The 20788-nt window shown below is 50.8% G+C and carries 23 protein-coding genes; 6 read left to right on the top strand and 17 right to left on the bottom strand.

The annotated features are described in order from the left end of the window. Positions 1-150: 150 nt before the first annotated feature. Positions 151-426 (top strand): hypothetical protein, encoded by a 276-nt coding sequence (locus tag HMPREF1024_RS28645; protein WP_004141496.1) that lies wholly within the window; start codon positions 151-153, stop codon positions 424-426. Here HMPREF1024_RS28645 and HMPREF1024_RS16150 read toward each other — a convergent pair. Next, positions 400-969 carry a recombinase family protein gene (locus tag HMPREF1024_RS16150; RefSeq protein WP_009308373.1) on the bottom strand — a complete coding sequence of 190 codons (570 nt, stop codon included), beginning with the start codon at positions 967-969 and terminating at the stop codon, positions 400-402. The genes HMPREF1024_RS28645 and HMPREF1024_RS16150 overlap by 27 nt on opposite strands. Before the next feature lie 78 nt (positions 970-1047). Here HMPREF1024_RS16150 and HMPREF1024_RS16155 point away from each other — a divergent pair, with 78 nt between their 5' ends. Continuing rightward, complete coding sequence (locus tag HMPREF1024_RS16155; protein WP_148672055.1) at positions 1048-2703, top strand: hypothetical protein; 1656 nt, start codon at positions 1048-1050, stop codon at positions 2701-2703. A 301-nt stretch (positions 2704-3004) separates the two neighbouring features. Here HMPREF1024_RS16155 and HMPREF1024_RS16160 read toward each other — a convergent pair whose 3' ends face one another. The 7 genes from HMPREF1024_RS16160 to HMPREF1024_RS16180 form a co-directional block, all read right to left on the bottom strand. After that, positions 3005-3274 carry a hypothetical protein gene (locus HMPREF1024_RS16160; RefSeq protein ID WP_009308370.1) on the bottom strand — a complete coding sequence of 90 codons (270 nt, stop codon included), beginning with the start codon at positions 3272-3274 and terminating at the stop codon, positions 3005-3007. A gap of 1 nt (position 3275) precedes the next feature. Then, positions 3276-4940: a hypothetical protein gene (locus HMPREF1024_RS30555; RefSeq protein ID WP_009308369.1), complete on the bottom strand. Its 1665-nt coding sequence runs from the start codon at positions 4938-4940 to the stop codon at positions 3276-3278. Beyond that, complete coding sequence (locus HMPREF1024_RS16165) at positions 4892-5833, bottom strand: hypothetical protein (RefSeq protein ID WP_148672054.1); 942 nt, start codon at positions 5831-5833, stop codon at positions 4892-4894. The genes HMPREF1024_RS30555 and HMPREF1024_RS16165 overlap by 49 nt, the downstream gene beginning before the upstream one ends. An 88-nt stretch (positions 5834-5921) precedes the next feature. After that, positions 5922-6074, bottom strand: a complete 153-nt coding sequence (locus HMPREF1024_RS28640; protein ID WP_009308367.1) for a DUF1378 family protein — start codon at positions 6072-6074, stop codon at positions 5922-5924. Next, on the bottom strand, positions 6071-6601 hold the full coding sequence (locus HMPREF1024_RS16170; protein ID WP_009308366.1) for a hypothetical protein: 531 nt from the start codon (positions 6599-6601) through the stop codon (positions 6071-6073). The genes HMPREF1024_RS28640 and HMPREF1024_RS16170 overlap by 4 nt, the downstream gene beginning before the upstream one ends. Continuing rightward, complete coding sequence (locus HMPREF1024_RS16175; RefSeq protein ID WP_004199518.1) at positions 6598-7137, bottom strand: lysozyme; 540 nt, start codon at positions 7135-7137, stop codon at positions 6598-6600. Before HMPREF1024_RS16175 ends, HMPREF1024_RS16170 begins: the two co-directional genes overlap by 4 nt. Position 7138: 1 nt before the next feature. Continuing rightward, positions 7139-7354 carry a phage holin gene (locus HMPREF1024_RS16180; RefSeq protein WP_004199490.1) on the bottom strand — a complete coding sequence of 72 codons (216 nt, stop codon included), beginning with the start codon at positions 7352-7354 and terminating at the stop codon, positions 7139-7141. Between the two features lie 165 nt (positions 7355-7519). Between HMPREF1024_RS16180 and HMPREF1024_RS31965 the strand changes: the two genes are divergently transcribed. From HMPREF1024_RS31965 to HMPREF1024_RS0126230, 4 genes are all read left to right on the top strand, one after another. Next, complete coding sequence (locus HMPREF1024_RS31965; RefSeq protein ID WP_009308365.1) at positions 7520-7651, top strand: hypothetical protein; 132 nt, start codon at positions 7520-7522, stop codon at positions 7649-7651. Between the two features lie 33 nt (positions 7652-7684). Further along, positions 7685-7837, top strand: a complete 153-nt coding sequence (locus HMPREF1024_RS32070; RefSeq protein ID WP_071595838.1) for a transmembrane anchored protein — start codon at positions 7685-7687, stop codon at positions 7835-7837. A 144-nt stretch (positions 7838-7981) separates the two neighbouring features. Beyond that, positions 7982-8635, top strand: a complete 654-nt coding sequence (locus tag HMPREF1024_RS28630; RefSeq protein ID WP_009308364.1) for a hypothetical protein — start codon at positions 7982-7984, stop codon at positions 8633-8635. 63 nt (positions 8636-8698) lie between these two features. Next, on the top strand, positions 8699-8911 hold the full coding sequence (locus HMPREF1024_RS0126230) for a hypothetical protein (RefSeq protein WP_032451348.1): 213 nt from the start codon (positions 8699-8701) through the stop codon (positions 8909-8911). Here the strand turns inward: HMPREF1024_RS0126230 and HMPREF1024_RS16185 are convergent, their stop codons facing one another. Genes HMPREF1024_RS16185 through HMPREF1024_RS16215 form a run of 9 tightly spaced genes read right to left on the bottom strand, consistent with a single transcriptional unit; the run spans position 8912 to position 20738 of the window. Beyond that, positions 8912-11836 (bottom strand): hypothetical protein, encoded by a 2925-nt coding sequence (locus tag HMPREF1024_RS16185; protein WP_009308363.1) that lies wholly within the window; start codon positions 11834-11836, stop codon positions 8912-8914. Further along, the gene (locus tag HMPREF1024_RS16190) at positions 11836-13542 is read right to left on the bottom strand and encodes a hypothetical protein (RefSeq protein ID WP_009308362.1); all 1707 of its coding nucleotides are present in this window, start codon (positions 13540-13542) and stop codon (positions 11836-11838) included. The genes HMPREF1024_RS16185 and HMPREF1024_RS16190 overlap by 1 nt, the downstream gene beginning before the upstream one ends. After that, entirely contained in the window at positions 13526-16240 is a 2715-nt protein-coding gene (locus tag HMPREF1024_RS16195; protein ID WP_009308361.1) for a lytic transglycosylase domain-containing protein, read from the bottom strand. The genes HMPREF1024_RS16190 and HMPREF1024_RS16195 overlap by 17 nt, the downstream gene beginning before the upstream one ends. A 9-nt stretch (positions 16241-16249) precedes the next feature. Further along, positions 16250-16744, bottom strand: coding sequence for a hypothetical protein (locus tag HMPREF1024_RS16200; protein ID WP_004199489.1), 495 nt, complete (start codon positions 16742-16744; stop codon positions 16250-16252). 3 nt (positions 16745-16747) lie between these two features. Beyond that, positions 16748-17179 (bottom strand): hypothetical protein, encoded by a 432-nt coding sequence (locus HMPREF1024_RS31755; protein WP_009308360.1) that lies wholly within the window; start codon positions 17177-17179, stop codon positions 16748-16750. Further along, on the bottom strand, positions 17179-17460 hold the full coding sequence (locus tag HMPREF1024_RS0126220; protein ID WP_016197572.1) for a hypothetical protein: 282 nt from the start codon (positions 17458-17460) through the stop codon (positions 17179-17181). The genes HMPREF1024_RS31755 and HMPREF1024_RS0126220 overlap by 1 nt, the downstream gene beginning before the upstream one ends. 2 nt (positions 17461-17462) lie before the next feature. Next, positions 17463-17864 carry a hypothetical protein gene (locus HMPREF1024_RS16205; RefSeq protein WP_009308359.1) on the bottom strand — a complete coding sequence of 134 codons (402 nt, stop codon included), beginning with the start codon at positions 17862-17864 and terminating at the stop codon, positions 17463-17465. After that, positions 17857-20133 carry a hypothetical protein gene (locus HMPREF1024_RS16210; RefSeq protein ID WP_009308358.1) on the bottom strand — a complete coding sequence of 759 codons (2277 nt, stop codon included), beginning with the start codon at positions 20131-20133 and terminating at the stop codon, positions 17857-17859. The genes HMPREF1024_RS16205 and HMPREF1024_RS16210 overlap by 8 nt, the downstream gene beginning before the upstream one ends. Beyond that, on the bottom strand, positions 20133-20738 hold the full coding sequence (locus HMPREF1024_RS16215) for a hypothetical protein (protein ID WP_009308357.1): 606 nt from the start codon (positions 20736-20738) through the stop codon (positions 20133-20135). The genes HMPREF1024_RS16210 and HMPREF1024_RS16215 overlap by 1 nt, the downstream gene beginning before the upstream one ends. Between the last annotated feature and the right edge of the window lie 50 nt (positions 20739-20788).

Genomic DNA, 20788 nt, shown 5'->3' with positions numbered 1-20788 from the left:
AATAAAGTCGTTTTTTAACACAGCTATAAATCAATCAGTTACAGTTAATGCATTAGCTTTATTCTTTCATCTTTTAAGGGATCTCCCTTGACTCCCTCACAGTTTCAAGAGTAAAAATACTGTACATAAAAACAGTACCGGTAACTAAAAATGATCAACAGAGAATCCAACGCATCGAGCATTCCAGAACTGACTGGCTTTAATGTCAGCCATTCGGCTTTAACCCGTCAGGTGTTCCTCAATGCTACTTTTACTGACAATATGGCGTCAGTACCTCATTGGCCACTGAAAGAGTTTCCTGACCTGTTTTGTTGTATCTCCAGGGATAGAGCGGAAGCCTTGCTCCATCAACTCCAGAGAGCGATCGATTATCTGGATGCCGGGATGGATTCGCCCTCACTATTTCTTATCGACGATGACCTCTGATGCGGGGCAATAGCGATAGATGGTTTTCACATCGACACCAATCACCGCAGAAACCTGCTGCCGGCTGGCGCCGTTCGCCAGCATCTGGCGGCAGCGTTCCACTACCTCCCTGGTCATAACTCTGCGGCGGCCTCCGACCCTTCCCTGTTCCCTCGCTGCGGCTAAACCGGCTCTGGTACGCTCCACTATCAACTCGCGTTCCATTTCCGCCAGGGCGCTCATGACGTGGAAGAAGAAACGTCCCGCAGGCGTCGAGGTGTCGATGCTGTCAGTAAGACTGCGAAAGTGAATACCTTTATCCTGCAGCTCTGAGACCAGACTTATAAGGTCACGAACACTACGCCCAAGGCGATCCAGCTTCCAGACCACGAGAGAATCACCTGGTTTTAAACGACGAATAGCACGCCTAAGCCCAGGGCGTCTGGCGTTTTTCCCGCTCGCTGTGTCCTCGAAAATCTGCTCACATTCTGCGCGAACCAGCGCGTTTTTCTGCAAATCGAGGTTTTGATCGCCGGTAGACACCCGCGCGTAGCCAATCAACATTATGCAACCCTTTGAAAAGGCAGATTGTAAATTGCCGATATTGTTCGCGTAAACCTGGGTTCAGGCGAAGGCTTTGCTTTGGTGGGGCAGGTATCATCATTTACTGCTCTGCGCTCTGTTGTTCCTTCATATGAAGGTCAAAGTATTTTATTGCGCGCCCATCCTGTCGGTTGGGCCGCAATGTCTCACGGTCCCGTTGGTGGCGGAGAATTTATTTCAAGGCGAGGCTCAGCTGAGGATGATGGTGGTTATATATGCGTGCCGACAGGTCAATCCGAGTACTACTGGCAACGCATCCCAAAAAACCCCGGCAAAGTCTGCGCGACAGAGTTCGGTCTTTATGATGGTGCTGCTCTTGACGACATCTGGACCAGTGCAATTAACTATTGCATTAAGAACTCCATTGGTTACTTCTCAACCCCGTCACTGGGGCCTGCCGGGTATACGTTAGTTGGTGGGCTGGAGTTCATTAACTCAACAAACGGGCTTATCATTGAAGGCCCTGGCATGGGAACGAAGGGCAACATTCCAGTAATTACCCATACCGGCGCAAACGTCGCCCTGACGTTTAAGCGTACTACGCAGGCTCAGAGCCTTTTTAATGCGGTCATTCTTAAGAATTTCACAGTAGTTGGGAATGCTCTCGCTACTGCTCTTGTCAGGTTTTCTGATTTTTATGGCGGTTCAGTATTTGACTCCGTAATTCGAGATTACACTACTGGAACAGCAATAGATGTATACAACGACAAAGGATGGACTGAAGTTATCAGGGTAGATAATGTCGTCGTCAGGACGTCACAGCGTGGGATCTGGTTCCACTCAAACCCTGCATCTACTGACGATCAAACGCTTTCGTTTTATGGCGCCAGCATTTCCAACTTTGGCTTCCAGCACGGAATCACTGCGGCGTCATATGGCATCTATGTCGGTGACGGCTCACGCGCAGATAATTTGTATAACTGCGATATCGACATGATGGGATGGTGGGAGGTCGGCGGTAACAGCACGGCACTTTATGCAGCTGATAAAGCGCGCGTTGATGGTTTTGCCAACTTCCGATACGACGGTTTTGCCGCAAGCCCAATTACATCAAGCTCTCAACCATGCCGTCTTGTGAGGAAGGCTGGTCTGACAGGCTACATTAAGCTGAATTGTAAAAATTACAAGCACCAGGCTGGTCTTGGATTAACTTCTGGAGTTACGCAATTAACGATCCGTCCGTGGCTGGCGCTTGCAGAGGCAGTTGCTGGTGTGGCTACGCCGCATCCAACTCTCCCTGGTGAGTCAATAATCTCTACAGTCGGATTGAAGTGTAAGCTGGAAGGTACCCTGTTTAAGGGGCAGAACTCTGTAGTATCTGTTGTTGGGTTGCCTCCATTCCATCGATACAAGGTTACTACGCGCTGCGGATTGTCGAGTACCGCTCAGCAGCAATATATTGTTAACATTCCAAATGGAGCTAACGGTGGCATCACCACCCGCACGGATTCAGTTCCTTCTGTCACTACCAGCACCGCCACGACAATAAGCGGCACCACCGCAACAAGTGTATCAAACTCAACGGCGAAGAATAAAAACTTCGAGCCAGTATTTATTACTAATGCTGGAAATCTTCCTGATAATACATTTAGCAAAACAAATAAGCAGGGATTCGATATTCATCTGGATGGCACACAACCAAACGTTATTAATGACGAGTATCCTGTATCCATTGAAATAGAAGCTATCGATTGAACTATTTATTAAAATATTAAGATGTCGCGGAATTTTTCCTCTACACATAAGGAATTAATTATGAAAAAAATCATGAGGCGAAAAATGGTTACCTGGAAGTGGGGTAATTTTATCTATCCATACGTAATATTTAGTTGGGGCACTGTAATGCATCAGGTTTTTGCTTCCGAAGCATGGATTGTAGTTTTGATTACTTCGATTCTCCTGGCGTTCAGATTACATAAGTGCTAATGGTGTTTAAATATCACAACGCGAGTTATTGTTCATTAAAAATCCGCCAGCTTAACACTGGCGGTGAATTTTACTCTGAAATCTCTTTTTTTAGTGCCGTTTCTGCATCCTCAAAAATTGTTGCAAGGTCAGTAAATTCGAAAGAGTAGTAGAGCTGGCCTGTAGCCTCCAGCCCCTCAGCCTGCGTATCAAACAGCACCGTTGCAGTAGTCCCGTTGATACTGTCGACCCCTTTTGCGGTATATGTCACAGCTACAGGCGCGGCACTAAGCGGCTCAACGAGATTAAGGTATGGGATGGTACGAAACGACTTCAAATTTTGCGTGAGGGTAAATGACATTTTAGACTCCTGCTACCCGTGAAACTTCGACCCAGCCCTGACGGAACGATGTGTTCATCGCCATCAGGGTTATCGTACATGCAGCCGTTACCGCACCACCCGGAAGGAAAATATTACCGCCGGCAATCAGGCAATTTGATGTGTCTGCACATCTGACAACCATTCGCTTCCCTGTATGGCAGTATCCGATGTTGGCTACATTTCCCGAGGCATTCCACGTCCAGGACTCATCATAGCCAAGAGGGTCTGTACCCTCAGAGAGCGTCAGTGCTGAAGACTGAAGTGATTTGCCTCTCACATTGATTATTGACTGCCGGCGCGATGCGGTGGTCATTGCTGGATTGACATAAACAGTTCCAACAACGCTGCCGTTATATTTATCAACGTTTACGTCTGCCTTTACCGATGAGGCAGCAACATTAAACAGTGAGGTCTGATAATCGCTGGTAACCGCCCCTAATAACGTCAGGTTTTCAATATCAATTTTGCAGTTCCAGTTGATGTACATGAAGGCATTTGGCCGCGCCAGGCGAATAGCCTTAGCACGGAAAACAACCTCACCCTCAAAATCAAACGGTGAGAGCTGATTCGCCCCGTTATATCCGTACCCGTCCACATGCATCATGTCAATATCAGCGACCAGCTGAACGCACGCAGTCGCACTCGCCCAGTTTGTACGGTGGATGCGGAACCACCTCAGACCGGTATACCCCCCCACTTCCGACGGGCTCATAAATGAACCTCCGCGAATTGACACATGTCGGCCATTGCTGTCCAGCCAGTAAACTGTGATATGGGCCGGGTGGCTTACGAAGATATTTTCAAATTTGACACTATCTGAGGTGGACCCGTAAATCTGGTTAACAGGAACAAGGTTGTTTCTGCTGTTATTTTCAAATTTACACATTCCGCCAAAGAGAATGTTGTTTGACCCACCACGAATATAAGAGACGCCTGAATAGTTGTTTTCAAAATGGCAGCTCATGTATCTTATTGCATTACAGTTATCATACTGATTCAGCATGTTAATCTGATGCGTTACTTCTGAACCTGCAGTGAGGAACCGGCCTCCGGAGTTTATCCTCACCTGATTAAATACCCCGTCCATGACATCCGTCATATCGAATGACGAAAGTGGAGGCGACCAGACCTGCACGTTCTCTATCGCAAAATCCCAGCCGACGCCGTAGAATTTAAAGATTCTTTTACGAATCCAGCTCGCAGTTTCCCCAAGCACTGAGAAGTTACTCAGATAAAGCTCGGATATCCTGACCCTTCCGGTTGCATCCCAGCCGGCGGAGCTGAAGTCAAACAGATAATCATCATCTGAAGCTGCGCTGGGATGTATAGCAAAGATGGTCTGGAATATCCCCTCGCCGCACATTGCGAAGGGGCCAAAAGAAAGTTCGACTTTCGTTTTGATGTGCAGCAGACCTGCGGGGAGATTGATTCTGCGTCTGGGAATATGCTCTACGCTGGTTGAACCTAAAGAACTCATAGCGGCAATGGCGCGGTTAAGCCCAAGACCATAATCAACAAAACCATCTACAACGTCCGTGGCGTACACAAAATCCAGAAGGTTAATACTGTCCCAGTTTTTGTCGTGCTGAGTCCTGGCTACAGCCCCTGTGTATGGTTGTTTGACAGCAAGTAACGCATCCCCCACCCCTCTTCGCCTGAACCCAGGTTTGAGCGAAGAGTCGCATCGGTAACGTCGATCCACTTACCCTTTCCTGTACCGCCAGCCGTCGCCGGCGTGCTACCAGGTAAAACGACCTTAGGCATTACGCCATCCCAGCGCCAGTATTCGTCCGTGGATTCCCACAGAAGAACCTCAAAACGTTGAGTGAGTAGCGATCCCTGCTCAAACGAACCTATGGCCGGAACGTATCCCCATAGCCCCGTCCCTGCAGGGTCCTGCAATTTAGGCTGACCAGCACCGTCAAAACCCAGCCCCTTCCAGGCGCGATCTTGGGCCGATGGTAGCTGGCTTATATAGGAGTCAGGGACACGCAGTGAACGATTAAAGTTGCTGGTTATCTGCTGCTGCAGATCGATATCACTACTATCGACGTAGCTTTTTGTTGCGGCATCCTGCGCCAGTGAAGGATCACGCAGGTTACGAATACGGTTATTGAGCGCGTCATAATAGTTAGCGAAGATATTTGGCTTTTTCAGAGCCAAAGAGTCCCACCACCAACCGAATTTTTGGATAAGCATAGTCAGCTTATCAAGCGCGCGTTCATGGCTTGTCGCAGGAAACTTACCGGTCGCAAGATAACTGGTTAACTGGGTCGCATCGGGATCACGATAAATCAGTAGCGTAGCGCCACTGTGTGCGGAGAGCAAAGTCAGCTGACCGCCATTCTTATCGCCGGCGCCGTTCAGATAATAATCAACATCAATAGTCAGCGTAGTTTTGTTAAAGTCGTCACCGTTCTGTGTATACAGTTCCGCGACAATATGCCCGTTTTCAATGAAGTAGAAAGGGATGCTAAAAGGGCCAGTGCTGGTTGATAGCTGATACTCAACCGATGAAGTGTCGTTCTCGACCATCATCTACTCCAAAACAGTTCGACATGGTGGCATTGTCAGAATCGTTTTGAAGCTGGGCAAAAGTAAGGCCGCAATATGCGGCCCTGAGGGGTTATTTCTCGGTGGTTTCCGATGCTTTGGCTGCGACAGCATCATCAAATTTTTTCTGGAAGTAGGCCCGGATTGACCTGTAACCGCCCGCTACCAGATATAGAGCCGATACCACTACGCTGAAGTAAAGTAAGCCCATTTGCACGTTCGTCATTTTGTCTCCTGTCTTTTCTGTTCAATCTGGCGAATACCAGCCAGCTGGTTATTTGCTTTTTCAATGGCAGCAAGTAATGGGGTTATCCATAAAACAGCCTGGCAATATGTCAGTTCGCCGGCGGTAATGGTGCCAGTACTGGGCTTGTCAGATCCGTCGGTATAGGCGTGCACTGCGCTGGAACGTAAACTGTTCGTGTATTCGAGCAACCCACCAGAAACGTCAGCAGGAACAGGCATATCACACGTTTTTTCGCGCTTGAGAATCGTTCGATATTCAATGGTTTTTTCCTCTGTACCGGCATCTACTGCCCTGTTTTTTTCCTGGACATCGCCGCTTATAGTTTGAAAAGCAGCGATATTATCCGCCTGTATTTGGATAACCCTTGCCTGCAGCGTCACCTGACTTTCAGCCGTTTCAGCTCTGCTGGATGCCGAGCTATATCGATAGCCCAGCCCTGCGGCGATTGTGAGCCCGATGATAAGAAGAAGCATAATAACTGCCGCGGCGATGGATTCTGGTTTCACTTATCGATCCCCCAACACGTCAAGGCGCTTTCCTGGTCACGTCGCTCAACCTGACCGTAGCAACCTTTCTTCTGGCCTTTGGTGAGGCGGCAGTCACGGCCACCATCAAAGATCCAACGACGAATTTCAGAGCACGCCCCTTTACGGTCGCCCGCATTCAGCTTGCGGTAGAACGTGCTGGGGAAACATTTCCCCGGCCCGATGTTGTACGGGCAGAAGCTGGCGATACCAACTTTCTGTGGTGCCGTCAGCGGGACTCTGATGTTCTGGTCAACCCATGCCAGGGCCTTGTTACGTTCAATAGCGTTCACCTGGTCGCATTTGGCCTGCGTCAACTTCATCCCCTTCGTTACTGGCTTGCCGTCAATGCGGGTTGCCCCCCGACAAATAGTCCAGACACCAGACCCGTCAAGGTATGCAGTTAGACTGTTGCCCTCTTTCTCGTTCAGGAACTGATCCATGAGCGTTGGCGCGGATGCACCGGCGGCAATTAGCGCCAGCATGGCTGCACTGAGCTTTGCTTTGGTCGAAGCCATATTATTCTTCCGAGAACTTGCCGCGGCGATACGCGAGCCATTTGAAGTAAATATTTACGAGAAAGGTCAAAGCGGTGAACACCAAGCTGCCAATGACGCCAATAGCTGCCCACTGGCCGGGGGTGTATGAATCAAGCAGCTGCGAAAACCAATACGTAGCGCTGACTGTTGACGTCCCGTAGGTGATGACCTCGGAAACTCTGTGTGTCATTTTCATCGTTCCTTACCTCCCGGCCGGGATGGCTGATTTAAGTGGCAAGGAAGATTTTGATAGGGCCTATCACACTGGGCAAAAGCTGATCATTTATCAGGATTCATGAAATGAAACAGGTGCTATAGTGGTTTTGGGATTATCCCTATGGCAATGATTAAGGAATGACGAATGAAAAAAATAATCGCTCTGTTACTGGTTGCAGTATTTGGTGTGATGTCAGTGTCGGCGATGGCTTGCCCGAAAGGCACCCACCCACATGGCGGCACTGGTTCTCATCATAAAGGCGGTACCTGTTCCTGATAGGATTTAAAAACTACACACAAGGCAAAAAGCATGAAAAAATTATTCACGGTGTTATTTGTTCTGCTCTCTCTGGGGTCTGTGACGCAGGCCTATGCTGGAAACTGCCAGCATCCTGACGATACCGCTGCTGACGGTTCACGTTGTGGTGGTCGTTCGGCTGACTCTCGCCCGGGCGGGCAGTAATGATAAAGCCCACCATGCGGTGGGCTTATTTATGCCGCAGTACATTTCACCACGCAGCTCACCACTGTTTAAATATCAGGGTTTTCTCTTGTCAAATGTCAGATTATGTTTCTACCTATCACGAATTTTTAAGAGCATTACCATATGGAAATTTTTTGGGTTGTGGTGGGCGTTGTGGTTGTGATTTTGTACCTCATCAACCAGAACAAAACCAGAGTGACAAACAGAACTGAGATAACCAGAGATCGCAAGATAAAAACGGATGACGGCGAAATCAGCATTCGTGAACGACAGGTTATAGACAGTGTATCAACCCAATACACTAAACCAAATACAGTGAACGTCGCACAGCCGGATTATGACAACGCGGTGATATCTGATTACTACAAACAACTAGCTAAGCAAAAAGCTATTGAGTCTCTAAGGCAAAACCAAACACAGCCTGTTGCATCAAGCAGACCTGTGGAGAAGATAGTCAACCCATTGCCAAGAGTTGAGCAGAAACAAATCACACCTAAAACCGAATCTGCGCCGGTGGAACACAGAAAAGTGTGTACCAGATGCAGTCGCAATCTACCGATGGATAAGTTCAGAAAGTCGAGCAAGTCCCATCATGATGGTTACACCACATGGTGCGCCCATTGTCTTGATGGCCCCAAAAACACTAGGCACACCAAATGGTGTCCAATTTGCGAGATCCGCCGCAAACGAACCAGTTACTATAAGAATGCTAACAATGCGGACGGATTGATGTCATGGTGTAAAAGTTGCTGGGATTCTTATCGAGGAAGAAGTTAAGCCCACCTAAGTGGGCTGATTATCTGTTATATTAAAAAGATACTTCTGTAATGGTGAATAATAATGAACCGTGAGTACAGCCAGGTAATATATCTCGCGATCGGTATTGCTATAGCAATCAGCTTTGTTACCGTTCTGAATGATGGGTTTTCACTGCTGAACATTTTGTGTGGCCCTTTTGCAGTAATCGGAACTGTTGCAGGATTATGTATCGCTTGGTATTCCACTATCGGCATCAATAAAATCCTGCAAAAATTTGGGTTCAGGGATTACTGATTATCGTCCCAACATAAACTGCGAAGGCGGGATAATAAAGTCGTTTCCCTGCTCTTCCTTCACGCGCTGCTGGTAGCGTTGCAAAGAGCCAGGTGACATCCATTCCCGCATCTGGTTCAGGATCAGGAAGTCCATCACCGGGCGCACCACATGCAGGTTCATGTACGGCGTGTGGTTTATCGCAAAGTTGAAGTAATCAGCGGCTTTCGCATCCCCCTGTTTCGTCAGTCCAAAAAGATTAACCAGTTGTGCTGCATCTGATGCAAACGGACCAGCCAGCGACGTCGCCGGGGTATTTCCGAACCGGTTGTACTCCCCAAATAGGAAATCCCCCAGAATACCCAGCCCACCGCCCTGCGCCATGGCTGCTGTCCATGTACTGACATTGTCGGCAGGGCGCGGGGTCTGGCCCCTAAGCATCAGCTTCGTCTGCATGGAGAGATAACCGAACGCCGTCGCCCACAGGAAAAGCTGAGCAATGCCCATCAGCTCACCGTTTCCATTACGCATCGCCCGGATCAGAGCGTTATTGCGAAAGGTATTATTCTGGCTTAGTGAACCAAAATCATAACCACGCCCGTAGAGCTCTCGACCGATCGCGTTCTGCATAAAGCTGGCTGTAAAAGATTTAAACTGCCATGCAAATCGCAGCATTTCGCCATAGGCAGTGCCTCGCTGCATACCCTGCTTCATGATCGACATTGTGCGTGCATCCGGTTCGTTCAGAGCTACGCCAACGCGATCGAGTATATAACCGCGCACCTTATCGGAGAGAAGCTCGCGAGCGTATTCTACTGAACGATCATTGATTTTTATCCCGCGGTTGGTGAGGTAATTCTCTATATCTGTTCGAGGTATATCTGCTACTCCGTCAGGAGTCATGTAGGCGTTACCGTCCGCTGCGTGCAGTTTCATTTTGCTGAGCGCTGCCCATTCGTTTTCTTCAATGCCATGCATCGATAGAACCCGGCGCAGTTCTTCCGGAACATCACGGAAAGATTTTCCGGCATGCGCCCCCATCCACTCAGAAACCATCATGCCTGTACTGTAGCGGCTGCTGTTAGTCCACCAGCTTTGCAGGTTCAGCCGGAAATAATTTCGCATTGCTCTGTTAACTCTACCGGGCATCGAATTGTCAGCACTGAAGCGATAGATTAGCTCATCTTTCATCGCATCAGCATGTAACCCGATCGATTTAAGCACCTGCTGACGCTCCGCATTTTTCCAGCGCGTTAACTGGACTTTATTGGCCGTAGCTTCCCAAACAGAGCCCAACATATTTCGTCCCTGATACCGCATCTCCATAGCTTGGGTAGCGATATCATTGAATGATGAAATCATTGAGCCGCCGAGCTTCATCATGGTTTCTATCGCGCGGGTTGTTGCTGCGACCCTGGCGAGCGCGGCATTACCGGGAATGTTGGTTTGCCCGGTGATTTCCTTCAACTGACTGGTCAAAGATGTGTTTCGTTTCTGGCGGAATTTATTCAACGCATTATCATCTTTCGCGGCTTTGTAGCGCTGTTCGATCCGGTCGGCAAGCTCATTAAACATGTTTTCCGGATTGGTACCCATACGCCGCATCAGTCCGGTAGTTTCAGCTGAATGAATAAGACCGCTCCCCACGGCTTCACGCAAGTTACCCACGCCAAATTTATCGTTGTAGCGGTACCACGACAGACCGTCTTTGAAATGCAATACGCGTTCCTGGCTCGCCCGGCGCGCAACGTTGGTGCTACCGCCTTTAAAACCCGTCATCCAGTCCGGGCGGTCAGTACGTAAATGGACGCCGGAAGACAGCCCCACGTAAACGTTATGCAAAAAATCGTCGATGACCGCCTGTGATGGCGACAGTCCGCCCGGCGCCGCCGGATCAAAACGCGGGATCCGCCCAGCGACGCTCACCCACTCGCCGCCGTCATTCCGGAAACCAACGATATCACCGAGATCGATATCCTGCCCGTTAGCCAGCAAATCACCATTGCGGAAATTCGCCCGCACCACCTGCCCGTTACCGCGCATGAGATCGACATTTTCGCTGACAATACCTTTGATATAAAAACGTCCATCAGCACGCTGCGCCAGCGCTCCCACGTTTTCAGGTTTCAGTGGTTTGGCCGGGCGGGCACGTCCGTAAATCTGGTCTTCCGTCATCACCGTCGCTTTTCGAACGGTCACGCCGTTTTGACCATTAACGTCCAGACCTTCGAAAGTCCGAGGGTCAAGCTCCGGAAGGATAGCATCACGCCAGGCCTCAAAGCCTGCGGTTCGAATTTTATGGATATCGTGAGACTGGCGGGCAATATAGCCGGGCAATTTGCCTATCGACGCGCCAGCACGGTTTGCATCGATGCGGGCTTTTTCCTGCCACTTCTCCAGCACGCGGGCAATTTTGATTGCGTCTTCCGGGATATGCCCCACATCAAGGTTGTTACCCAACCGCCACATAGCATCAGCAATATTCTGATCCAGTGAGCCATTAGCAAAAACAGGTAAAACGCCCTGCGCTTCCAGATCATTGGCAAGACCGGAAATGTAGTGATCGCGCAGTTGTCGCATGTTATTAAACGCGCTGTCGCGGGAACCGGCCACAGCCTCATTGCGCCCCACCATGATAGCGGACAAGGCGAGATCAGGGCGTCCACCGAAGGCATCAATACGCTGAAGGTTCTCATGCATCAGGCGCAGATTGATAACCCGGTTTCGCGCTTCGATGTGCTTCGCCAGCGCATCATCACGCGCCACTTCATCAGCAGCACGGAGAGCGGCTTCCTCCAAGGATAACCCCTGATTTTCTGCCCGTATACGCGCGACAGTAGATTCCATACGGGTAACCAGATCCAGCATCTCATCCTCACCGAGCTGGCGCCCGGCCGCCGTGTTTACTGCCTGCTCGCAGGCTGTCAGAAATTCACCCTGTGCCATTAGATGGCTCTCCTCAACATACAGGCAGCAAATGCGCGTGCAGCCTGAGCAAAACTCATATCCCCGGCCCCAGCCTGAATTTCGGCAAGGTGGGCGTTTATTTCTGCCTGATTTTCCAGCCCATTAAAATGCGCCTGGGCCAGTTCCATTTCAGACTGCAGGTCTTCCTGCGCTGCCCGCAGTTCGTCGTCTCCGCGCTGCTGGATGGTTTGTTCTGCATCTGTGCTGGCTGCACGTGCGGCCGCATCAGAATGCCGCTGGTTATCAGCCTGCATCTTCAGGCGATTCAGTGCAGCGCTACGTTCTGCCGGATCTGCAAGACGGAAAAAATCCTCAATATCAGGATTGTAACCGTCTACTGCCTGGCGAATCGCAGACCTCAGTGCATTCTGGCGAACAAAGATATTCGCATCGCTGAAACGCTCAGACGCGGTTCTTACACCGCCAGCCAGCGGAGAAACCTGCAACCCTTGTTTGATTTGCCCGGCCCTAGCTTCAATCAGACTTGCAAGATCATCCGGAATCTCCCCACGCTCAAGCTGGCGTAATTTGCCGCGTGAGATTTCTGCGTCCCGGTTGGCAGAAATTTCTTCGCGTAACCGTGATGTCGATTCCTCAGTGTTCTGGCGGATTTGCTCAATATCTTTTCGCGCACGGGCTTCCGCCTGTTTTCGGCTCATGCGCTGGCCCTGATACTGTTTTGCCAGGTCACGGAATTGCTGATCTGACTGCTGCAATGAGACTTCATTTTCGGCAATCTGCCGGTTGATGTCGGCAATGCGGGGCGACTGTCCGTCAAGCTGCCCGGAGAGAGAATCACGATAGGGCTGAATAGTTTCGTTCCATGCACGCTGCCAGGCATAATCATCAAGGCCAGTGTTAATGGTTCGGGCCAGGTCAGTCTGTGCGTCGGCAAAACTGTCACGCAATACAGGGGTGTTGTCCGGGGTGAGCCCAGCGGCATTAACGATATCCGCCTGCCCTGCTGGCGCAGCGTCAGAAACCGCCTGCGGGTTATCCTGCTGTAAACGCTGCTGACGCCTGGCGGCTATTGAATCACGAATGGCACCGCCAAAGGCATGCAATCCACCGCCGGCTATCGTGTTCATGAAGAAATTTTCCACTGCCTGGCCGAGGGTGTAATCATCACCTTCAGACGCTGATGCCAGGGTATTAATAGGTTCAGCAACCAGAGACTGGACGGCACCGGCGCTGGCACCCTGTACAAATCGCTGTGCAAATCGACCTGCAACGCTGGCCGCTCTCACCTCCCCAAGACCTGGAACAAACCCCAGAGCAAGGTTACCTGGGTCCGTCATTGCGCCAGCCAGCCCCGCGGTAAAAATAAGAGGTGTTGCTACGCCGGAAGGCGCGGACTGCAATATTGCTCGCCGCTCCTGTGTCGCCCGGCTTGTCTCGGTTACATGGTCCAGATACGCTTGTGTTACACCCTGTTCGGGTACTTTGATATTTTTGATGCCCAGAGAGTCAAACTTTTGCTGAGCCGTCTGCTGATCTACTAAAGGAGATGTAGGATCATTAGCATAGGCCTCGGATTCAAAAAACCGACTTCCAGCGTTGGCTGGTCCTGAGCGCATTCCTTCAGAAAAAGCAGCCCCCAAAGCCTGACCAAATCCGCTTTCAAAGTTACTACCTGGCTGCTGCAGGCCTGAACCTGCGTCACCATCATCAACGAATATTGGCATTGGTGTCCCTCATTCCTTCAGTAAAGGATGGGCCGCTTTGCGACTGGCCGCCGTACGTTTCACGTAATCCCTGAAGATTCTGCGCTCGCGCATCTCTTTCAGTCCCTGGAGTATACGTCGTCTCCCGGGATGCGAATTTTTTAACGCTCTGCCACCAGGATGGGTCAGCTTTCGCCATTTTGTCGAGATCCGCAAAGCTAACGGTAATCGGATTTCCACTGGCGTCATTCTGTACGTTATTGCCCAGATACAGCACCAGACCGGTATCATCCGAGTTATTTACCCAGTGGGCGTTATTTTTCACCTCATAAAGCGTTTGTGATTTGGTGAATTCGTCGGGCGTTTTACTCCCGAAATTAAGAGGCTGAAGCTGATCTGTTGTCAGCTTATCTTTAAACAGGCTAGCACCGCGGGCGATGTAATCTGGTTGATAGCCAAGATAAGTTGGAACGCGATATGTATCGTTGACAGTGTATTGACTGGTGAACATATCGGCAGCAGCCTGCTTTGCCGCAGCGCCTGCATCCATTCCACGTAATACGTTGATCATCGTCAGCCGCTGCCCCTGTTCGTCAAGCGTTGACCAGCTTCCTGCACCGCCGGGCTGCACAAGCATCGTCTGACGGAAATCTGCAGACGCATCGGCCCATTCTTGCATAACGGAGGTGTCTGACCCCTTTCCATTTTTTGCAACGACTGACTCTTTCAGGGCTGATGTTGGCGTGTTTCTTTCCTGCCACAGCGGTACACTTGCCCGCGGATTTCCAGCTGATAATGCACCAACCAGAGGACCATTTTTATTTTGCCCCATAATCTGTCGGCCGACCGCCTGCGAATATGGCCCAAACGCGTTCAGCTGCTGCCTGATGGATTCAACCGTTGTTTCTTTGTTGTTGTTAAATCCTTCAGCCATAGCCTGCGCTATCGAGTCAGGAAGCACCTTCTGACTGCTGATACCGAATCGACTTTTCTCTGACTGCACCGAAGCAATAAATGACTGTGCCATAGCAGGATCGGCGGGGTTTTGTTGCCATGAGTTATATGCCTGCTGCACAAGTGGCGAGTTTTTCATAAACCATGCGCCGGGATCACTTTTGCGCTGTTGAGTTACCTGCTGCAACTGGGCGGTAGCTTTCTGGTATAAAGACAACTTGCGATCAAAGTCAGGGTCGTTAGGTTGCGGGTAAAGCGCCTGAACGCTCTGCTGCGCCATCGCGACGGGTTGGGTCATTATCGTGTTATATGTCGGCACCAGCGCTTTTGTCGCTTCATACTCATCATACTGGCGGTTGTATTGTTCAAGCTGCGGCGCTGTTGCTCCCTGCGGCAGATATGAGAGATATTCCTGGCGAGTGACGTCACGTGTGGGCATGATCCCGTTCTGCATCTGAGCCATATTATTTTGCATGGTGTCCTGCAGGTTCTGCATGCCGTATGCGCGCTGCCGGTTTACTTCCGCGGATACCAGACCTAAAAACTGGCTCTTCTGCTCCGGACTCGCATTCTGATACCAGGGCATTTTCTGGATCTGCGATATCTCTGCTTCCGGCGGCAAAGACTGAGCACGGCTTAAAACATTCATGGTGTAATTACGGGTTTCGCTAAAAGGTATCCCGGCAATAAACTGATCGCTGGAAATATCCCCTTTATTGGGATCCCCTAAACGAAGGAGTGCCGGATTTTTTCCGGTTTTATTCGTACCGTTAATCCAGTCATCTACCGCACCAGGCCCGGCGTTATATGCAGCTACCGCGAGTGCCTGGTTACCCCCGTATTTTTTGGTAAGATCCTGGTGATATAGCTGACCTATCTGCATGTTGTAACTGGCGTCAGACATAAAGCGTTGTGGGTCCCACTGCATGCCATGTTTTTTGGCCGTTTCTTCAGCTGTTGCTGGGAGGACCTGCGCTATCCCCATGGCGCCAGCCGGCGAGGTAAGCGTCTGACCATTGCCATTAAACTGCCGGCCGCCAGATTCCGCTGGAATCATCGCTGAGAAAACTTTGTCAGATGAAAGGTCGCCAGGGGTAAAAGTCGTTGGAGAGGTAAGTTGTTTTGTCCGCCAGTCTGCAATATATGCCTGCGTGGCGTTCTGAGACATCTGCTGATCAAGTCTGGCTATCCGGCCGTTTACTTCATCATCAGATTGTCCGTTTGCGGCACCGTAGGTCCGGATAGCATCAATTGCCTTTGCTCTGGTAACGGCATAGTTTCCCGGGTCGCTGCGATAAGTTTCGGCATCATTCACAGCCATCTGTAGACGTCCATCCAGTTGCCCGCGGCTGTAGTCCTGAAATTGCTGATATTCATGCGAATCGGCAGAACTCTGCAGCTGCAGGCGTGTTGCCGCTACCTGCCTGTTCCAGTCATCTCTCCTGCCTTCTGGTATGGTCTGCCCCAGTGTGCCGGCGGCCTGATCAAATTGCTGTAGGGCATCATCAGAAGAGCCAATAGCATTTTGTCCTTGCTTCTGGCGAACCTGGTTAAAAAGGTTGTATTTGATGGTGTCCAGTTTCAGTGCGCCGTCCTGTAAAGCCGTGTCTGAAACCTGTCGCGTAATAGACGCTGTTGCCCTGGCGGCGGCATCCGCACCAGCATTCAGCATTTGCTGATCGGTTGTGTTATTGGGTAAGTCTACCGGCCCGGCGCCAATCCCTTGTGTCGTCACCTGACGATCGTAAAAAGGTAAGTTAGGCATTTTTGCGTCCTATTTCTGTCCGTATTTTGCGCCAAGGAACGTGCTACCAATCTGCGCGCCCGCGCCCAAGAACCCCAGCAAACCCGGTCGAGCAGCTTTAGACTGCTGACGCATGGCACCAGCCTCATTCTTCAGTGCATCAGACTGGAGAATGCCCTCGTTAGCTACCGCGTTCGCATCCTCCTGGATGTTAAGCGCGGTCTGCCGGCGCAGCAGCGCATTAGTGCCGCCAAAGCCGGTACCGCTCGCAGCAATACGCGCATCCTGCTCTCCCTGGAACTGGGCGCCACGACGGCGAATGAGCGCCGACTGCTGGCCTGTGTTTAAAATAGTCTGGTTTGCTTGCTGGTCGAGCAGCTGCGCGTTGGTGTTCAGGTTACTGGATTGCTGACGCGTGCTACTTAATGATGAGAATGCATTTAACGCAGAGCTTGAGGTTTGCGCTATTGGTACTGCATTATTTTTGAAACTGTCGCCGACCGTCTGCCAGTTTACAGAATCCATAGATCACCTCGTTATCGCCCACAGGGAAGAATCCTCTCCCCTGTGGTTAAATTTCTTCAGATGCCCCTCACATCGCATACCCAGCATCGCCAGCATTCTTTCGCCTTCCGGGAATGTGGTGCTGGCCTCGATGCGGTGATAGTTCGCCAGCGCCCGGTGTAATTCCCGGCGCGTTGCCCTGAATATCTCCGGCCAGAGGTGAGTAATCCCGGCCGAAATCATCATCCAGGCGTACCCTATGCCGGAGTCAAATACCAGTCCGTACTTTTCCGCGGGTACGATGCCGCCTATAGCCACAGGCTGGTCATTGTGCAGACAGGTAAACGCGCCGACACTAGCGATGTTCACGGCGTGCTGTTCAGTCCTGATACTGCCGACCTGATGTGGTTGCGGCGTAATGGCTACCAGGTGCCAGGGCTCAAACGGAACGACCATCAGCCACCCAGCAACGTCTTCTGGCCTGAAGTATTAGCGGCGGTTCCCGAAGCTCCAGTAACGTTGCTTTGATTCCCCTGCCGCTGCCGGCGGCGCAGCAGGTCATCGGATTCAGCAACTGAAGCATCCTGCGTAACCTGCGCCGATGGCTTTATGACGCTTCCTTTTTTATTTGCGCTGGAGATAGCTGAATAAGTTCCTGCACCAGCCGACAGAACAGCGGCACCAGCAGCCCATGATGCCGGGTCAGTTTCCAGTGTGAATTTGCGTTTAAACAGCATGATCACCTCACGATTGAAAATAACCTGGCGTCACAGCCAGGCTTATAATTTCGGATAATAGCGTCCTGCTGGTAACTAAGCATTTTTGCAACGCGGGCAGACAGGTTATCGGCGCAGATACATTCCACTCGATAATTTTCGGATAACGCTATTTCGGTAAATCGCAGTGCAGCACGGAAAATATGAACTGGGAACTGTTCTGCACCTGGTACGGTATGTAACCAGAGTCTGACCCTGCCCGGGGCTAACTGAATGGCGCCACCAGCGGCAAGTGTTTTTTCCCCGTATTCCATCGCAAACGATGGGAAAGATACCAGCGACGCAACAGCCTCCGGCGGTAATGAGTCCGGGAATATTTCATTAAGGTGGAACTCCTCAAGATGGACGATTACAGGCTCAGTCATCTTCCATTTCTCCTACTGGATCGATGCTGACGATGGTCATGGGCTGCGGCAGGTCCTGCACGATACGGATGCTTCCATTCTCATTAAACTCGCCAGGCCACGGAACGGTAACTACGCCATTAAACAGAGGCGGCGCCTCATCCATATTGTCTGAGTAGTCTCGCGCGCGAAGCTTATCCAGATATTTTCCACCCTCATCGCCGAACTTACCGCCTAGCGTATCGATAAAACGCAGTCGTGCTTTGGCAAAGCGTTTAATACCCCCTTCCAGAGGCAAGGTGATAATTTCAGCCGCATTATTGATTCCGACGTGAACAACAGATGATGGCCAGTCCAGCGTGATGCTGCCTCCGCTTACCGTTCGCGATGCGTGCGTGGCGCCGTCGGTCACGACTGCCACCGTCTGCCCTTCCAGAAACCCCAGCCCGGAAATGACCGTTGTCGCAACACCGTTGTATGTCGCCATACAATCCAGCACTCGCGCCCATTCCTGGGTGATAAACGCGCTGTCATATTCCTGCAGCATATATTCCAGATAGCGCACCGTTGCGCCGTTTATGGTTCGTCTAACAACCATCCACAGCTCATCGCGTCCGCCATCGATATCCGGAATGACCTTAATACTTTCCACCGCACCGCCGGTAGCATGCTCATGCCAGCCGGTGATGTTTTGCTCTGCGTCATAGGTCAGTCCCAGCAGTTTGCCTTCTTCCAGCAACACCCAAAGGATCCGGTTGGGCTCCTGCTGATACGCCAGAGCAATTATTTCAGACGTAAAAAGATGGGGGGCCAGAATGCAGGAATTGGTTGCTGAAAACGAGTCACTGCCCGAATCATAGGCGGCAATCATCACCTTGCGCCCAGCACGCTGCACAAACGCAACTCGATCAAAAAGGCGCTCTGCCTGCACTTCGTTGCTACCGATCGTACTGTTCAGCTCAACCTTTGTATTACCCGCGCCAAAAACGGAAGTCAGGCTTTGCTCGCCATAGGAGAATTCATACCCGGCAGTGCCGATAAATATTTTCCCTGCGGAGGCGACCAGCCATTGCATGGTGTCCTGAGTATCATCAATGCGATCATTAATCGAATCATCGCTTTCTGCCTCATAGCCATTTGTCATTGGGCTGAAGTTCTGCAGATCACCAGCGACACTGGACCATATTTTTTGTCGGCCAGCGAAGACCAGGCGTCCCCGGAAAAATGCCGCAAACTGGGGGTAGCGGAGAACATCAGACCAGTCACCGAAAGCGTATTTATACGTTTTCCCAACTGTGTTTCTGACGCTGGGTGGTAGTTCAGTGACGATCTTACCGGTTGCGGATGTGGCGCTATTGACCGCTGTTATCTCAATGATCCCCCAGCCACCGCCTGAATATCGCCAGAGCGACGCATCACCACCGCTTCCATCCCTGTGGGAGCCAGCTGTCCATGTAGGCTGCGTATTACCGGTCTTGGTGCCGTCCATGTCTTCGTAATATTTCCCATCTGAACGGCAGAAAACACCGGCGGAGAAAGTTTCTGATGTGCCAGCAGCCCAGGCGGGTATGTAACCGCTATGACCGGTATCATCATCCACTGCATCAGTGCTGGCTTCGATGTAAAAAAGACACCCTACATGCGCAGTCTGAAAAATATCTGTGTTGGCAGTGATGTTACACAGGCTTGTAGTGGTTGGGGTGCCATCAGGCAAATCGTTTCCATCCTCAGACCAGATCCTGAACTGGTCGGTATAAACGACGCTGGATTTGTCAGAATTAATATCAGCGAATGGGCCACCGGAAAAACTGGCCTCTGCCAGGCTCCAGTTGGTATTAGTGTTGCGCGTCAGCTTATAAACAGGGTAATTTCCATTTGTGCAGGTTATGTAAATCACGTCTGCTGACTGCTGCAGAGACAGGCCAAATTTCCCGTTACGGGTCAGATCATCAGCTCCCCATGGCGTATCAATTTCAAGAATGTTGTTATCGCCATCCAGCAGTTGCGCATGGTTGTACCAGAACCGGATGTATCCAGGGCCAAACTCCAGGATAAAAGCCTCCGTCGTACTAAACTGAAATGATGCTAACCAGACTCGGTCGCTGCTGTTTTTTACTGAACCGGCGTATTGCGTCCCGCCGCGGCGACGCGCGGGCCCCTGCGGTAGCGGTATGAAATTTTTCATGTACTTGACGGCGCTGGCCCACTTATCAAAATCTACTTGCCCATACATCACAGGCGAAAGTATTCCAGCATTAAAGCTGCGCTTTATAGGGCGGATTTTTGCCATTACAAACGAGCCTCCATCCAGGTTGAAGGTGGGAATTTCTCACTGGGCTTTTCTATTGCGTTTACGCGAATGGCTCCTGCGATGATCATCTGGAACTGCTGCAACAGCGATTCAACCAGCGTATCCTTGCCGGTCACCGCTTTACAGGAGCGAACTGCCAGCATACAAGCCAGCGCATCAACAAAGGTGGAGTCGAATTGTGATGCATCGGTTACTCTGGCCCGATAGCGCAAGCTAAGCGGTGGCTGTAGATCCGTCAGCAATTCCCGCCCCTCGATGCGATATTCAGCCGTGACCAGGCGGGGATCGTATTCAGAGAAATCACGCCCGTAATATCTGTCCCCCACCGATACCAGTACCATTAAATCAACGGGCAGCTGGTAAGCGTATTGATAGTCGATGACAGGCGTTTTGTTTAACGGGGTAAGCTGGGCGCTGCGGGCGCAAAAATTCCAGGCATATTCGCGCTGTAGTTTTTCGAGGAGAGGGTTGTAAATCAGGTTCATCACGCGCGTGTTTTTATCCTGCTCATCACGATCCATGAGATGGTCGGATCCCAGGAAGGAAACCAGCGCCAGATTCATGATATCTGTCTGACCGGTCATCATAATACCTCATAAAAAAGCAGGGGCCGCAGCCCCTGAAAACGCACTCA

Origin of the sequence: Klebsiella sp. 4_1_44FAA (assembly GCF_000238715.1) — a bacterium.
Lineage (GTDB): Bacteria > Pseudomonadota > Gammaproteobacteria > Enterobacterales > Enterobacteriaceae > Klebsiella > Klebsiella pneumoniae.
This window is presented reverse-complemented; position numbering and strand designations above follow the sequence as displayed.

Coding starts and splice junctions, on each gene's coding strand:
- HMPREF1024_RS32070 (WP_071595838.1), top strand. CDS start 7,685: ATGAAAAAATTATTCACGGTGTTATTTGTTCTGCTCTCTCTGGGGTCT.
- HMPREF1024_RS16205 (WP_009308359.1), bottom strand. CDS start 17,864: ATGACTGAGCCTGTAATCGTCCATCTTGAGGAGTTCCACCTTAATGAA.
- HMPREF1024_RS0126230 (WP_032451348.1), top strand. CDS start 8,699: ATGAACCGTGAGTACAGCCAGGTAATATATCTCGCGATCGGTATTGCT.
- HMPREF1024_RS16165 (WP_148672054.1), bottom strand. CDS start 5,833: ATGATGGTCGAGAACGACACTTCATCGGTTGAGTATCAGCTATCAACC.
- HMPREF1024_RS16210 (WP_009308358.1), bottom strand. CDS start 20,133: ATGGCAAAAATCCGCCCTATAAAGCGCAGCTTTAATGCTGGAATACTT.
- HMPREF1024_RS28645 (WP_004141496.1), top strand. CDS start 151: ATGATCAACAGAGAATCCAACGCATCGAGCATTCCAGAACTGACTGGC.
- HMPREF1024_RS16200 (WP_004199489.1), bottom strand. CDS start 16,744: ATGGATTCTGTAAACTGGCAGACGGTCGGCGACAGTTTCAAAAATAAT.
- HMPREF1024_RS16190 (WP_009308362.1), bottom strand. CDS start 13,542: ATGCCAATATTCGTTGATGATGGTGACGCAGGTTCAGGCCTGCAGCAG.
- HMPREF1024_RS16215 (WP_009308357.1), bottom strand. CDS start 20,738: ATGACCGGTCAGACAGATATCATGAATCTGGCGCTGGTTTCCTTCCTG.
- HMPREF1024_RS31965 (WP_009308365.1), top strand. CDS start 7,520: ATGAAAAAAATAATCGCTCTGTTACTGGTTGCAGTATTTGGTGTGATG.
- HMPREF1024_RS16160 (WP_009308370.1), bottom strand. CDS start 3,274: ATGTCATTTACCCTCACGCAAAATTTGAAGTCGTTTCGTACCATCCCA.
- HMPREF1024_RS16185 (WP_009308363.1), bottom strand. CDS start 11,836: ATGGCACAGGGTGAATTTCTGACAGCCTGCGAGCAGGCAGTAAACACG.
- HMPREF1024_RS28630 (WP_009308364.1), top strand. CDS start 7,982: ATGGAAATTTTTTGGGTTGTGGTGGGCGTTGTGGTTGTGATTTTGTAC.
- HMPREF1024_RS0126220 (WP_016197572.1), bottom strand. CDS start 17,460: ATGCTGTTTAAACGCAAATTCACACTGGAAACTGACCCGGCATCATGG.
- HMPREF1024_RS16150 (WP_009308373.1), bottom strand. CDS start 969: ATGTTGATTGGCTACGCGCGGGTGTCTACCGGCGATCAAAACCTCGAT.
- HMPREF1024_RS16195 (WP_009308361.1), bottom strand. CDS start 16,240: ATGCCTAACTTACCTTTTTACGATCGTCAGGTGACGACACAAGGGATT.
- HMPREF1024_RS16175 (WP_004199518.1), bottom strand. CDS start 7,137: ATGGCTTCGACCAAAGCAAAGCTCAGTGCAGCCATGCTGGCGCTAATT.
- HMPREF1024_RS16180 (WP_004199490.1), bottom strand. CDS start 7,354: ATGAAAATGACACACAGAGTTTCCGAGGTCATCACCTACGGGACGTCA.
- HMPREF1024_RS31755 (WP_009308360.1), bottom strand. CDS start 17,179: ATGGTCGTTCCGTTTGAGCCCTGGCACCTGGTAGCCATTACGCCGCAA.
- HMPREF1024_RS28640 (WP_009308367.1), bottom strand. CDS start 6,074: ATGACGAACGTGCAAATGGGCTTACTTTACTTCAGCGTAGTGGTATCG.